The following is a 14,097-nucleotide window of genomic DNA, read 5'->3' on the forward strand; positions in this document are numbered from 1 at the left end:
AGCCTGTGCAACTTTCTGCACACATCGGTGATCGCGCTGCGGCCCGCCCCGCGGGCCGGTGACGGCCTATCAAGCTAACTATTTGATTAATAACGATTCTTTACTTCAGACCGTGGCATTGCCTGCCTGGTAGGGATCGCGGCATTGTCCGGCGACGCACCACGGCCAGAAGAGCCGATCTGCGCCGTCATAGAGGATGAGAGGCACCCATGAGCATCACCGTCGCCGCGACGCCGTCCGGAGGACCCGTCATACCCCCGGCCGCCAAGCCCTGGTATGCGCAATTGTACCTGCAGGTGCTCGTCGCGATCGTGGCGGGCGTGCTGCTCGGCCATTTCGCACCGCAGACCGGCGAGGCGATGAAGCCGATCGGCGACGCCTTCATCAAGCTGGTCAAGATGGTGATCGCCCCGGTCATCTTCCTCACCATCGTCACTGGTATCGCGGGTATGCGCGATCTCGGCGCGGTCGGGCGCGTCGCGGGCAAGGCGTTCATCTATTTCCTGTTCTTTTCGACGCTGGCGCTGATCGTCGGCCTGATCGTCGCCAACGTGGTGCGGCCGGGCGCAGGGCTCAACATCGATCCCGCCACCCTCGACACCAGCAAGGTCGCCGAATTCGCCGAAAAGGCGCATGAATCGACGATCACCGGCTTCCTGACCGGGATCATCCCCGACACGTTCCTGTCGTCGCTGACGCAGGGCAACATCCTACAGGTGCTGTTCGTCTCGATCCTGTTCGGTATCGCGCTGGCGCTGATCGGCGACCGCGGCACCAAGGTGCTGAGCGTGCTCGAAGACGTCTCGCTCGCCTTCTTCAAGGTCGTCAGCATCGTCATGAAGGCGGCACCGATCGGCGCGTTCGGCGCGATGGCGTTCACCATCGGCAAATACGGCGTCGGTACGCTCGCCAACCTCGCGATGCTGGTCGGCACCTTCTATTTCACCTCGCTGCTGTTCGTACTGGTCGTGCTCGGCACGGTGAGCTGGCTTTGCGGCTTCTCGATCCTGCGGCTGATCTCCTATCTCAAGGCGGAACTGCTGCTGGTGCTCGGCACCTCGTCGTCGGAAAGCGCACTCCCTGCGCTGATCGAGAAGATGGAGCGCGCCGGCTGCCCCAAGTCGATCGTCGGCCTCGTCGTGCCGACCGGCTATTCGTTCAACCTCGACGGCACCAACATCTATATGACGCTGGCGGCGCTGTTCATCGCGCAGGCGTGCAACGTCGACCTGACGCTCGGCCAGCAATTGCTGCTGCTCGGCGTCGCGATGCTGTCGTCCAAGGGTGCGGCGGGGGTCACCGGCGCGGGCTTCATCACGCTCGCCGCGACGCTGTCGATCGTGCCGAGCGTGCCCGTCGCCGGCATGGCGCTGATCCTCGGCGTCGACCGCTTCATGAGCGAATGCCGCAGCCTGACCAACTTCATCGGCAATGCGGTGGCGACCGTGGTCGTATCGCGCTGGGAAGGGCGGCTCGACGCCGCGCAGCTCCACGCCGCGCTGCACGGCGAGGCGGTGCGCGTCGACCAGATGCCCGCCCACGCGGTGCCCGCCGAATAACGCGCCGCGCCCGCACCCCTCGCTCGCTGCGCGACCTGCTCCCCCTCCCGACGGCAGGGGGACGGACGCCGGAGGTTGCGACGGGTGGGGGCGATGGCCGCCCATAAGGATATCCCCATGTTGCACCGTGCTCGCGCCCTCGCCGGCGCCACTGCTCTGCTCACCCTTGCCACGGCCGCCGCCGCCTCTGCGCAGACCAGCGTCGCGCCGAGCGAATCCGGCCAGACGCGCGACCCCGCGACGCCGACCGTGACCAGCTATCCGGCCGCCGCGGCGGGCGACGGCGCCACCGCGAACGGCTTCAACCTGTCGCGCTGGGCGGAGGACTGGAGCAGCTATCGCGATCCCGCCAAGCGCGACGACGTCCTCGACCGCCTCAAGTTCCTGCCGCTCGATAGCGACGGCGACGTCTATCTGACGCTGTCGGGCGAGGTGCGGCTGCGCGTCAACCACACCACCAACCCCAATCTGCGCGACAGCCGTGCGCAGCGGCAGGACATCAACCGCATCGTCGGGGGCGCCGACCTGCACGTCGGCCCGCATTTCCGCGCCTTCGCCGAGATCGCGCATGGCGGCATCTCCGGCGTCGAACTCGGCGCGCCGGCGGCGACGCTGCGCAACGACCTCGTGCTGCAACAGGCGTTCGTCGAGGGCGATGCCGAGATTTCCGGCGTCGCGGTCGGCGCGCGCTACGGCCGGCAGGAATTCACCGACGGTCCCAATCTGCTCACCTCGCAGCGCGACAACAACACCATCCGCTACACGCTCAACGGCATCCGCGCCTGGGCGCGCGGCAGCCGGGTGCGCGCCGATTTGTTCGACTTCAAGCCGACGCAATATGGCGACCTCGGCACCGACGACGACGTCAGCGATCCCGCGCGGCGCTTCTCCGGCGTGACGCTGGGCTATGCCGTGCCGAACCGCTGGTTGGGCGGATCGAAGCTCTTCATCGATCCCTTCTTCTGGCGGCGGCGCAACACGGTGGGTGCCTGGGGCGGCCGCATCGGCCCGGCGACGCGCTATTACGTGGGCACGCACATCTACGGCGATGCCGGCCCGGTGACGGTCGACTGGACGATCAACCATCAATCCGGCCATTACATCGACCAGGACATCGACGCCTGGCAGCTGTTGTTCGCGCAGACCTACCGGCTGGGCAAATCCAAGACCGCGCCGCGCGTCGGCATCCACATGGACTATGCGAGCGGCGGCGGCGGGTACGGCGACGGCAAGCTGCGGGATGCCTATTCGCCGTTCGGCAACAACATCTACTACAGCTACGGCCTGTTCCTGACCCCGTCGAACCTGATCGCGGTGGCGCCCAATTTCACCTTCTCGCCGGTGAAGAAGGTGCGCCTGACCGCCGAATATCAGCTCGCATGGCGCGATAGCGTCACCGACGCGGTATATCGCGCCAATGGCCAGCCGTTCGCCGGTACGCAGCGCGTCGGCGATGCCAAGATCGGCGACGTCATGCGGCTGCAAGGCGTATGGTCGATCAGCCCGCGGCTATCGTTCACCGGCCGCTACGAGCATCTCGCCGCCGGCCCGTCGCTGTCCAAGGCGGGGTTCAAAAGCTCCGACTTCATGGCCGGCTGGCTCAGCTTCCGCTTCTAGGGAGGGTCTATGTCCCCCGCTTTCCATGCCGCGCGCCGCGCGCTGCTCGCCGACCCGCTGACCAACAAGGGCACCGCCTTCACCGAGGAGGAGCGCGACCGCTTCGGCCTGCACGGGCTGCTGCCGCCGCATGTCGGGACGCTGGCCAGCCAGATCGTGCGCCGCCGCCGCGTGCTCGACGGCATGGCCGACGATTTCCATCGCTACGCCTTCCTGCGCGAGTTGCAGGATTCGAACGAGGTGCTGTTCCACGCGCTGGTGCAGGCCGACCTGCCGCGCCTGCTGCCGCTGGTCTATACGCCGACGGTCGGGGCGGGCTGCGAACGGTTCAGCGAGATCTGGCGCAAGCCGCGCGGCCTGTTCCTCAGCTATCCCAACCGCGATCGGATCGCCGACATCCTCGCCGATCCCGCGCTCGACCGGGTCAAGGTGATCGTCGTCAGCGATGGCGAGCGCATCCTCGGGCTGGGCGATCAGGGGGCAGGGGGGATGGGCATCCCGATCGGCAAGCTCGCGCTCTACACCGCCTGCGCGGGCATCCATCCCGCCGAGGTACTGCCGATCCTGCTCGACGTCGGCACCGACAATGCCGGCCTGCGCGACGATCCGCTCTACGTCGGCTGGCGCAACCCGCGGGTGCGCGGGGCGGACTATGCCGCCTTCGTCGAGGCGTTCGTAGCGGCGGTGGCGGAACGCTGGCCCGACGTCCTGCTGCAATGGGAGGATTTCGCCGGGCACAACGCCCATGACCTGCTCGCGCGCTATCGCGACCGGCTGCTCAGCTTCAACGACGATATCCAGGGGACGGCGGCGACCGCGGTCGGCACGTTGCTGTCGGCGATCCGGCGCACCGGCGCCAGCCTGACCGATCAGCGCATCGTGCTGTTCGGCGCCGGTGCCGCGGGCAGCGGTGTCGCGGAACTGCTGGTCCAGGCGTTGCGCGCCGAAGGCCTCGACGAGGCGGCGGCGCGCGCGCGCATCTGGGCGGTCGATCGCGACGGGCTGATCGTGTCGGACATGGCGAAGCTCAGCGCGCCGCAGATGCTGCTCGCGCGCGACCCTGCCGAAGTGGCGGGCTGGCCGCGCGACGCCGATGGCGATCTCCGCCTGCTCGAAACGGTACAGGCGGTGCGGCCCACCGTGCTGATCGGCGCGTCCGGCCAGGCGGGCAGCTTCACCGAGGCGGTGGTGCGCGCGATGGCGGCGGGCTGCGTGCGGCCGGTGATCTTTCCCTTGTCGAATCCGGTGTCGCGTGCCGAGGCGCATCCCGCCGACGTGCTGGCGTGGACCGACGGGCGTGCGGTGGTCGGTACCGGCAGCCCGTTCGGCGTCGCCGGCGTGACGCAGGTCAACAACGTCTACATCTTTCCCGGCGTCGGCCTCGGCGCGCTCGCCGCCGGTGCGACGCGAGTCACCGACGGGATGTTCATGGCCGCCGCGCGGGCGCTCGGCGCATTGGGCGGCGCGGGCGAGACGCTGCTGCCGCCGATCGAGGACCTGCGTGCGGTGGCGCTGCACATCGCCGTGGTGGTGGCGCAGGCGGCGCTCGCCGACGGTGTCGCGACGGTGGCGGCGGACGAACTGACGGCGGAGCGGATCGGTGCTTTGATGTGGGATGCGGCGTACGACTGAACGCGGCCCCGCCCGCACCTGCGCGGTTTCATCGAGTCCGGTATGGACGGCGCGACCTGCGCGGGTCAAAGGCAGGGGATGAGCGATGACCTGCTGATCCAGACAGAGGGCGCCGTCGGCCGGCTGCGCCTCAACCGGCCCAAGGCGCTGCACGCGCTCAACCGCGGCATGTGCGATGGCATGCTCGCCGCGCTGGAGGCCTGGCGGACCGACGCCGGGGTCGCCGCGGTGCTGCTCGACCATGCCGAGGGGCGCGGCTTTTGCGCGGGCGGCGACATCCGCATGTTGAGCGAAAGCGGCGCGGGCGACGGGGCGGCGGCGCGGGGCTTCTTCCTCAGCGAATACCGACTAAACCATCGGCTGTTCACTTATGCCAAGCCGACCGTGGCGGTGATGGACGGGGTGACGATGGGCGGCGGTGTCGGCATCGCGCTGCCCTGCCGCTATCGTATCGCCACCGAGAATACGCGATTCGCGATGCCGGAGACGGGCATCGGCCTGTTCCCCGATGTCGGCGGCGGCTGGTATCTGTCGCGGCTGCCGGGGCGGATCGGCCAGTTCCTCGCGCTGACCGGGCATCGGCTCGACGGCGCCGAGGCGCATGCGCTCGGGCTCGCGACGCATTACCTGCCCGCCGCCGCGATCGACGCGGCGAAGGCGGCGATCCTCGCCGACCCGCTCGCCATCGACGGCGCGCTCGATGCGCTGTCGGTGCAGCCGCCGCCCGCGAAAATGCTCGCGCATCGCGACCAGATCGACCGGCTGTTCGCCTCGGACATGCTCGAAGAGGTGCTCGCGACGCTCGAAACCGACGACGGCACCTTCGCCGCGGAACAACTCGCCATCCTGCGCACCAAGTCGCCGCAGGCGATGAAGGTGTCGCTGCGGTTGCTCTACGATGGCGGGCTGATGCAGAGCTTCGCCGACGAGATGGTGCAGGAATATGCCGTCGCCTGCCGCGTCGTGCAGCGCCACGACTTCCTCGAAGGGGTGCGTGCGGTGATCGTCGACAAGGACCATGCGCCGCGCTGGCAGCCGGCCACCGCCGAGGACGTCACCGACCACGTCATCGACCAGATTTTCGCGCCGATGCCCGAGGGCGAGGCGTGGACGCCCGCATAAGGGCCCGCATAAGGAGAGCCGCCGTGTCCGACTATCAGACCATCCTCGTCGAGCGGCGCGACCGCGTCACGCTCATCACGCTCAACCGGCCCGAGGCGCTCAACGCGCTCAACGCGCAGGTGCTCGCCGACCTGCTCGCCGCGCTGGCGGCGTTCGACGCCGATCCCGAACAGGGCTGCGCGGTGCTGACCGGCAGCGCCAAGGCGTTCGCGGCGGGGGCGGACATCAAGGAAATGCAGGCGATGGACTTCGCCGCGATGTACGGCCGCAACCATTTCGCCGGTTACGAGACGCTGACCGCGACGCGCAAGCCGATCATCGCCGCGGTGGCGGGCTATGCGCTCGGCGGCGGGTGCGAGCTGGCGATGATGTGCGACTTCATCCTCGCCGCCGATACCGCCAAATTCGGCCAGCCCGAGGTCAAGCTGGCGGTCAGCCCCGGCATGGGCGGCTCGCAGCGGCTCGCCCGCGCGGTGGGCAAGGCCAAGGCGATGGAAATGTGCCTCACAGGCCGGATGATGGACGCCGCCGAGGCTGAGCGCGCCGGTCTCGTCAGCCGCGTGATCCCCGCCGCCGAGCTGGTCGAGGAAGCGGTCAAGACCGCCGCGACGATCGCCGGCATGGCGCCGCTCGCGGTGCTGGCGAACAAGGAGATGGTCAACGCCGCGTTCGAGACGACGCTGGCACAGGGCGTGCAGTTCGAGCGGCGGCTGTTCCACGGCCTGTTCGGCACCGCGGACCAGAAAGAGGGGATGGCGGCGTTCGTCGAGAAGCGGCCGGGAGCGTGGACGGGACGGTGAACCAAAGTCCTCCCTCGCTTTAGCGGGGGAGGGGGACCGCCGGCCGCAGGCCGGTGGTGGAGGGGGCCTCTCCGCATACGACGAGCGTGCCGTATCCTCCCCCTCCGTCAGTGCTTCGCACTGCCACCTCCCCCTGGCGGGGGAGGAATAGGCTTACCGCGCCAAAAACCGTTCCACCGTGGCGAGCGCCTGCGCCTGCACCGCGCCCGGTGCGTCGCTCGCGTCGATCACCGCATGCCGTTCCGGTGCGGCCGTGGCCTGCGCACGGAACGCCTCGCGGATGCGCTGGTGGAAGGCGAGGTCGAGGCTTTCGAACCGCCCCTCGTCGATGCCGCCGTCCGACAGGCGCTTGCGGCTGCGTGCCAGCCCCACCGCCGGATCGACGTCGAGCACCAGCGTCAGGTCCGGCCAGAGATCGTCGACCATCGCCGCGTGCAGCTCGCGGATCAGCGCTTCCGACATGCCGCGCCCGGCGCCCTGATAGGCGAGCGTCGACCCGGCATAGCGGTCCGACACGACGACGCGCCCCGCCGCCACCGCCGGCAGGACGACGCGCGCGACATGCTGGACGCGCGCCGCGGTCATCAGCAGCAGCTCGGCGCGCGGCTCCCACGCGGCATCCTCGCCCGCCAGCAGCAGCCCGCGCAGGGCCTCGCCCTGCGGCGTGCCGCCCGGCTCGCGGGTGCCGACCACGTCGTGGCCACGCGCTTGCAGGCCCGCGACGAGCCGGCGGACGACGCCGCTCTTGCCCGATCCGTCGACGCCTTCGACCGCGATGAATGCGCCCGCCATCAGTCGCGCCGCCAGATCTGCGACTTGCAGATGAAGCCGCCGATCAGGCAGCCGCGCACGTTGAGCGTGTCGCCGTCCACCATCGTGACGGTCGATCCGAACGCCCGGCCCATGTCGGGGACGTAGATCTGCCCGGCCCAGCGCTGTTTGCCGTCCGCCTTGTATTCACGCAGCAATGCGGTGCCGATCAGCGGCGGATAGCCCTTGTCGGCGACGTCGCGCTGCGCCTTGTCGCTGGCGCGGATCACCCAGCCGCACAGTTTATCGCCGCAGCGCCCGGTCCGCACCGCGACGCTGTTCTTGGGATTGTGCCAGGTGCCCAGGATCGCCGCCGACGGCGACGCCGCGGACGCGGCGGCAAGAAGAAACGCGGTGATCACGGGCAGGGAGATGGTCGGCCGCGCTCAGCCGCGCAACTGCTGATGGTGGCGGATCACCTCGTCGATGATGAAGCGCAGGAATTTCTCGCTGAATTCGGGATCCAGCTCGGCCTCCTCGGCGAGCCGGCGCAGCCGGGCGATCTGGCGCTCCTCGCGCCCCGGATCGGCGGCGGGCAGGCCGGATGTCGCCTTGTGGCGCCCCACCGCCTGCGTCACCTTGAACCGCTCGGCGAGCAGATGGACCAGCGCCGCATCGATATTGTCGATGCTCTTGCGATATCCCTGCAGCACGTCGTCACTCATGCGTCGCCTTTCTCCGGTCGGTGTCCGTCCCCCATGGGGTGTGTTGCACCCGCGAGCAAGGCTTGCGTTCGCGAAGGCGAGAGGCCACAGCGCAGGGCGAGATGACCGCCACCATCCATCGCCTCGACAACCGTGAGCCTTCGCTGGAGCCGCTGCTTCAGCTCGTCGCGGGGGACATGAACGCCGTCAACACGGTGATCCTCGACCGCATGCAGTCGCAAATCCCGCTGATCCCGGAACTTGCCGGGCATCTGATCGCGGGCGGCGGCAAGCGGATGCGGCCGATGCTGACGCTCAGCAGCGCGCGGCTGATCGGCTATACCGGCACGCGGCACCACCGCCTCGCCGCCTCGGTCGAGTTCATCCATACCGCGACGTTGCTCCACGACGACGTCGTCGACGGATCGGACCTGCGCCGCGGCAAGCGCACCGCCAACATCATCTGGGGCAATCCGGCGAGCGTGCTGGTCGGCGACTTCCTGTTCAGCCGCAGTTTCGAGCTGATGGTCGAGGACGGCAGCCTCAAGGTCCTCAAGATCCTGTCGAACGCTTCGGCGGTCATCGCGGAGGGCGAGGTCAACCAGCTCACCGCCGCACGCCGCGTCGATCTCGGCGAGGACCGCTATCTCGACATCATCAACGCCAAGACCGCCGCGCTCTTCGCCGCCGCCTGCCGCATTTCGGCGGTGGTCGCCGAACGGCCCGAGGGCGAGGAACTGGCGCTCGACGCTTACGGGCGCAATCTCGGCATCGCCTTCCAGCTCGTCGACGACGCGATCGATTACGTGTCGGACGCGGGGACGATGGGCAAGGATGCCGGCGACGACTTCCGCGAAGGCAAGATGACGCTGCCGGTGATCCTCGCCTACGCGCGCGGCAGCGCCGAGGACCGCAAGTTCTGGAAGGACGCGATCGAGGGGCGCCGCCAGTCGGACGAGGATTTCGCGCATGCGATCGATCTGGTCCGCCAGACGCGCTCGGTCGACGACACGCTCGCCCGCGCCCGCCATTACGGCCAGCGCGCGATCGATGCGATCGGCGGCTTCGCCAACGGCAAGGCGAAGGACGCGATGATCGAGGCGGTCGAGTTCGCGGTCGCACGGGCGTATTGAGGGCAAGGAGCGCTCCCCTTTTCCGTCGTCCCCGCGCCGGCGGGGATGACGGTCGAAGGCGTGGCTCCCGGACCATGTTGCGCGATCCCTTCAGCGCAACATGGACAAGTTGGACACCTTAATCGAAACGATCCGGGTCCCATCGTTTCCATTTCGACGATGATTCACGGGCGAGAAAGAGCGCGGCGATTGCGCTGCGGCGTTAGCATGGCCGCCCCTCTGTAGGACAGCTCTGCGGTATCTTCCCGTGGGTACAAGGGCTTGGGAGGCATGGCAGCCTATCGCGCCGCGATCGGCGGCGCGGGACGTCAGCAACTGGTGCAGGCGTCGCCGCCGATCTCCACCTGCAGCGTCGCATGGCCGATCGCGAACCGGTCGCGCAGCATGACGCGCGCCGCGGCGAGGAAGCCGTCGCCGGGATGACCGGTGGGGATCACCAGATGCGCGGTCAGCACCGGCTCGGTGGTCGACATCGGCCAGATGTGGAGGTCGTGCACCTTGGTCACGCCGGGCAGCGCCTCGAGCGCCCCGGTGACCGCATCGTAATCGATCGCCCGCGGCACCGCGGCGAGGCTCATCTCGACCGTCTCGCGCAGCAAGCCCCAGGTCTGCCAGAAGATGAGCGCGGCGATGACGAGGCTGACCAGCGGATCGATCCAGCCGAGCCCGGTCGCCCAGATCGCGATCCCCGCCAGCACGACGCCCGCCGACACCAAGGCATCGCTGAGCATGTGCAGATAGGCGCCGCGGATATTGATATCGCCCTTGCGCCCGCGCGCGAACAGCCAGGCGGTGAAGGCGTTGATCGCGATGCCGATCCCCGCGACGACGGAGACGGTGAGGCCGGCGACGACGGGCGGGTTGCCGAGCCGCTGCACCGCCTCGGTCACGATCGCGCCGAGCGCGACGAGCAGGAACAGCGCGTTGGCGAGCGCGGCGAGGATCGTCGATCCCTTCAGCCCATAAGTGAAGCGTTTGGTCGGCGCGCTCCGCGCCAGCGCCGCGCCGCCCCAGGCGACCGCGAGCCCGAGCACGTCGGACAGGTTGTGCCCCGCATCGGCGAGCAGGGCGACCGACCCGGTCCACAGGCCGGCGCCACCCTCGGCGAGCACATAGGCGATGTTGAGCGCGATCCCGATCGCGAAGGCACGGTCGAACGAGGCGGGGGCGTGGGAATGGCCGTGGCCGTGGCTATGACCGTGGTCGTGGCCGCCGTGATCGTGTCCGTGGTGATGATGTCCGCCCAATGATCCCGTCCGGCTGCCGTCGTGACACCCTGCCTATCATCCGCGGGGCGGGAGATACTAGGACGCGGGCGATGACCTTTTCGTCATCTGGCGGGGCAGGGCGGATAGACCCCGACCCGGATCGTCATCCCGGCGAAAGCCGGGACCCATGGACCCGATGTGTGGCGATGGTGTTCCATCAGTCGCGTCATCCAACCATGGGTCCCGGCTTTCGCCGGGATGACGAAAGTAATTGGACCGTACGCGCAGGTCGTCAGGATTTGCCGAACATGCCGCCGAGGCCGCCAAGCAGGCCGCCGAGGCCGCCCTGTTCGCCGTTGGCGCCACCCAGCAGCGCGCCGAGATTGCCGAGGGCGCCTTCGCCGCCGAGATGGCCGAGGATCTGCTGGAGCACGTCGGGCGAGAGGCCGGTCGAATCGGCGGCGCCCGCGACGGTGTCGCCGGGCTGGGTATGCGCCTCGCCGAGCGCGCTGATCGCCGCGGTGACCTGTTCGGGCGAGAGGCCGATCCGTTCGGCGAGGTTGGTGATCGCGGGATTGCCGGCCACCTGGCCCAGGATGCCGTCCAACAGACCCATGATGCGTCTCCTTCGTTTACGTCGCGCGGCGGAATTGCTGCCGGGCATATAGCAGCTCGCGCGTATCGCGTCGCGCGGCGATCCATGGCATGGCGCCGCGACCGTGACCGATCTGCCGATCCTCGCCGTGCTGCCCGAATTGCTTGCCGCGTTGCGCGCGCGGCCCAATGCGGTGCTCGTCGCGCCGCCGGGGGCGGGCAAGACCACCGCGGTCGCGCCCGCGCTGCTGCGCGAGGATTGGTGCACCGGCGAGATCCTGCTGCTCTCGCCGCGCCGGCTCGCGGCGCGGGCGGCGGCGGAGCGGATGGCGGCGCTGGCCGGCGAAGCGGTCGGCGGCACCTTCGGCTATGCGACGCGGATGGACAGCCGGCGCTCCGCCGCGACGCGGGTGACGGTGGTGACCGAAGGTATCTTCGTCGCGCGCATCCAGAGCGACCCCGAACTCGCCGGTATCTCGGCGGTGCTGTTCGACGAGGTCCACGAGCGCAGCCTCGACGGCGATTTCGGCCTCGCGCTCGCGCTCGATGCGCAGGGGTCGCTGCGCCCCGATCTGCGCATCGTCGCGATGTCGGCGACGCTGGACGGCGCGCGCTTCGCCAGCCTGCTCGGCGACGCGCCGGTGATCGAGAGCGAGGGGCGCAGCTATCCGCTCGAATTGCGCCACCTCGGCCGCAGTGGCGACGGCCGGATCGAGGATGCGATGGCGAGTGCGATCCGCCGCGCACTCGGCGAGGCGGAGGGTGGCGTGCTCGCCTTCCTGCCCGGCGTCGCCGAGATCGAGCGGACCGCCGAACGGCTCGCCGGCCTGCCCGACGATATCATCATCCACGAACTGCACGGCAGCCTCGATCCCGCCGCGCAGCGTGCCGCGATCAAGCCCGAGCCCGATGGCCGGCGCAAGCTGGTGCTCGCCACCTCGATCGCCGAGACCAGTTTGACGCTCGACGGCATCCGCACCGTCGTCGATTCGGGGCTGGCGCGACGGCCGCGCTACGATCGGGCCGCGGGGATGACGCGGCTGGTGACCGAGCGGGCGAGCCAGGCGGCGGTGATCCAGCGCGCCGGCCGTGCGGCGCGACTCGGGCCGGGCGTGGCCTATCGCTTGTGGGAGGAAGCAGCGACCGGGGGCCTGCCGCGGTTCGATCCGCCGGAGATCCTTGAGGCCGATCTGTCGGGCCTCGTGCTCGCTGCGGCGTTGTGGGGCGTCCACGATCCGCGCGATCTCGCCTTCCTCGATCCGCCGCCCGCAGCGGCGGTGGCGGAAGCGCGCGAGCGGCTGACTGCGCTGGAGGCGATCGACGGCGACGGCCGGCCGACCGCGCACGGCCGTCGCATCGCGGCGATGCCGATGCCGCCGCGGCTCGCGCATATGCTGCTGCGCGCCGGCGAGATGGGGCAGGGGCGGATCGCGGCCGAGGTCGCGGTGCTGCTGTCGGAGCGCGGGCTCGGCGGCAACGATCCCGACATCGAGGCGCGGCTGCGGCGCTGGCGCGGCGAGCGCGGGACCAAGGCGCAGGCAGCGCGCAAGCTCGCCGAACGCTGGACGAAACTGGTCGGCGGCGACTCGGGCGGCAGCGAGGGGGTCGAAGTGCCGATCGCGCTCGCCTTTCCCGACCGGATCGCGCGGGCGCGCGATGCGAGCGGCGAATATTGGGCGTCGGTCGGCGGACGCGGCTTCCGGCTCGATCCGGCGACCGCGCTGGCGCGCAGCGAATGGCTGGCGGTGGCGGAGACGCAGGGCGCGGCGTCCGGCGCGCGCATCCTCGCCGCCGCGCCGATCGCGCTGGCGACGATCGAGCGGCTGTTCGCCGACCGGATCGAGACGCGTCGCACGGTGGATTTCGATCCGGCGACCGGTGGCGTCACCACGTTGCGCGAGCGGCGGCTCGGCGCGCTGCGGCTGTCGTCGGGACCCGATTCGCAGGCCGATCCCGCGGCGGTGGCGGCGGCGCTGCTCGACGGCGTGCGGACGCACGGTCTCGCGCTGCTGCCGTGGCGCGAGGGCGGCGAGGCGCTGAAAGCGCGTGCGCGTTATGCGGGCGTCGACATCGACGCGCTGCTGGTCGATCGGCTCGACGATTGGCTGCCGCCGCTGCTCGATGGTCGGCGGCGGCTCGACGCGGTTCCCGGAGGCGCCTTGACCGACGCGGTGCGTGCACTGATCGGCTGGGACGGGATGCGGCAGGTCGACCGTCTCGCCCCGCCCGACTTCACCAGCCCGGCGGGCAGCACGCATGCCATCGACTATGCGGCGGAAGGCGGCCCAAAGGTCGAGCTGCGCGTGCAGGCGCTGTTCGGGCTCGCCGAACATCCCTGTATCGGCTCGGCGCGGGTGCCGCTGGTGCTCAGCCTGACCTCGCCCGCCGGCCGGCCGATCCAGACGACGCGCGATCTGCCGGGCTTCTGGGCGGGGAGCTGGACCGCGGTGGCGAAGGAGATGCGCGGCCGCTATCCCAAACATCCCTGGCCCGACGATCCCGCCGCCGCAGCAGCGACGCTGCGCACCAAAAAGGCGGATGCGCGCGCCGCCGGGACGCGCTAAGGAGCCGCCATGCCTACCGCCCGTATCTTCCAGCGCCCCAAGAACGCGATGCAGTCCGGCAAAGCCCGGACCCAGACGTGGAGCCTCGAATTCGAGCCCGCCGAGCCGAAACAACCCGACCCGCTCACCGGTTGGGCCGGCAGCGGCGACACGCGCGACCAGTTGCGGCTGAGCTTCCCGACGCAGGAGGCGGCGATCGCCTATTGCGAGGCGCAGGGCTTCGACTACGAGCTGATCCCGGCGCCGGAGCGCAAGCTGAAGCTGCAGGCTTACGCCGACAACTTCCGGTAAGCCGGACGGCAATCCTTTAGGGTAAGGTCAACACAAATCCACCCGTCACCCCGGAACAAGTCCGGGTGACGGCCGTGAGGCGGCGAGGTCCGAACGCGACCCGCCGTACGCCCTCCGCTTCCG

13 protein-coding genes are annotated in these 14,097 nt (G+C 69.8%); 8 read left to right on the forward strand and 5 right to left on the reverse strand.

The genetic code is table 11. From position 1 onward, the window contains the following. The first annotated feature begins 209 nt into the window (after positions 1–209). The 5 genes from ACLBWH_RS07610 to ACLBWH_RS07630 all read left to right on the forward strand — a co-directional run bounded on the left by ACLBWH_RS07610 (position 210) and on the right by ACLBWH_RS07630 (position 6,730). Positions 210–1,559 (forward strand): dicarboxylate/amino acid:cation symporter, encoded by a 1,350-nt coding sequence (locus ACLBWH_RS07610; RefSeq protein ID WP_447797938.1) that lies wholly within the window; start codon positions 210–212, stop codon positions 1,557–1,559. A 117-nt stretch (positions 1,560–1,676) separates the two neighbouring features. After that, positions 1,677–3,176 (forward strand): alginate export family protein, encoded by a 1,500-nt coding sequence (locus tag ACLBWH_RS07615; protein ID WP_447797940.1) that lies wholly within the window; start codon positions 1,677–1,679, stop codon positions 3,174–3,176. 9 nt (positions 3,177–3,185) lie between these two features. Continuing rightward, positions 3,186–4,808 (forward strand): NAD-dependent malic enzyme, encoded by a 1,623-nt coding sequence (locus ACLBWH_RS07620; RefSeq protein ID WP_447797942.1) that lies wholly within the window; start codon positions 3,186–3,188, stop codon positions 4,806–4,808. A 78-nt stretch (positions 4,809–4,886) separates the two neighbouring features. Continuing rightward, positions 4,887–5,930, forward strand: coding sequence for an enoyl-CoA hydratase/isomerase family protein (locus ACLBWH_RS07625; RefSeq protein WP_447797944.1), 1,044 nt, complete (start codon positions 4,887–4,889; stop codon positions 5,928–5,930). 23 nt (positions 5,931–5,953) lie between these two features. Continuing rightward, complete coding sequence (locus ACLBWH_RS07630; RefSeq protein ID WP_447797945.1) at positions 5,954–6,730, forward strand: enoyl-CoA hydratase; 777 nt, start codon at positions 5,954–5,956, stop codon at positions 6,728–6,730. A gap of 153 nt (positions 6,731–6,883) precedes the next feature. Here ACLBWH_RS07630 and tmk read toward each other — a convergent pair whose 3' ends face one another. The 3 genes from tmk to ACLBWH_RS07645 are packed head-to-tail and all read right to left on the reverse strand — an operon-like array spanning position 6,884 to position 8,205. Continuing rightward, positions 6,884–7,522 carry a dTMP kinase gene (gene tmk, locus ACLBWH_RS07635; protein WP_447797947.1) on the reverse strand — a complete coding sequence of 213 codons (639 nt, stop codon included), beginning with the start codon at positions 7,520–7,522 and terminating at the stop codon, positions 6,884–6,886. Then, complete coding sequence (locus tag ACLBWH_RS07640; protein WP_322848812.1) at positions 7,522–7,902, reverse strand: DUF2147 domain-containing protein; 381 nt, start codon at positions 7,900–7,902, stop codon at positions 7,522–7,524. The genes tmk and ACLBWH_RS07640 overlap by 1 nt, the downstream gene beginning before the upstream one ends. Before the next feature lie 24 nt (positions 7,903–7,926). Beyond that, the gene (locus ACLBWH_RS07645; RefSeq protein WP_038662415.1) at positions 7,927–8,205 is read right to left on the reverse strand and encodes a chorismate mutase; all 279 of its coding nucleotides are present in this window, start codon (positions 8,203–8,205) and stop codon (positions 7,927–7,929) included. A 101-nt stretch (positions 8,206–8,306) separates the two neighbouring features. On the opposite strand from ACLBWH_RS07645, the gene ACLBWH_RS07650 reads away from it, so the two are divergent. Further along, positions 8,307–9,317 carry a polyprenyl synthetase family protein gene (locus ACLBWH_RS07650; RefSeq protein WP_447797950.1) on the forward strand — a complete coding sequence of 337 codons (1,011 nt, stop codon included), beginning with the start codon at positions 8,307–8,309 and terminating at the stop codon, positions 9,315–9,317. Between the two features lie 308 nt (positions 9,318–9,625). Here the strand turns inward: ACLBWH_RS07650 and ACLBWH_RS07655 are convergent, their stop codons facing one another. Next, complete coding sequence (locus ACLBWH_RS07655; RefSeq protein WP_447797952.1) at positions 9,626–10,564, reverse strand: cation diffusion facilitator family transporter; 939 nt, start codon at positions 10,562–10,564, stop codon at positions 9,626–9,628. Between the two features lie 253 nt (positions 10,565–10,817). Then, positions 10,818–11,141 (reverse strand): winged helix-turn-helix domain-containing protein, encoded by a 324-nt coding sequence (locus tag ACLBWH_RS07660; RefSeq protein ID WP_447797953.1) that lies wholly within the window; start codon positions 11,139–11,141, stop codon positions 10,818–10,820. Between the two features lie 103 nt (positions 11,142–11,244). Between ACLBWH_RS07660 and hrpB the strand changes: the two genes are divergently transcribed. Together hrpB and ACLBWH_RS07670 are read left to right on the forward strand one after the other, a co-directional pair. Next, positions 11,245–13,683, forward strand: a complete 2,439-nt coding sequence (gene hrpB, locus ACLBWH_RS07665; protein ID WP_447797955.1) for an ATP-dependent helicase HrpB — start codon at positions 11,245–11,247, stop codon at positions 13,681–13,683. A 9-nt stretch (positions 13,684–13,692) separates the two neighbouring features. Continuing rightward, complete coding sequence (locus ACLBWH_RS07670) at positions 13,693–13,974, forward strand: ETC complex I subunit (RefSeq protein WP_447797957.1); 282 nt, start codon at positions 13,693–13,695, stop codon at positions 13,972–13,974. Positions 13,975–14,097 lie beyond the last annotated feature (123 nt).

It is taken from the genome of Sphingomonas sp. M6A6_1c, from assembly GCF_053345135.1.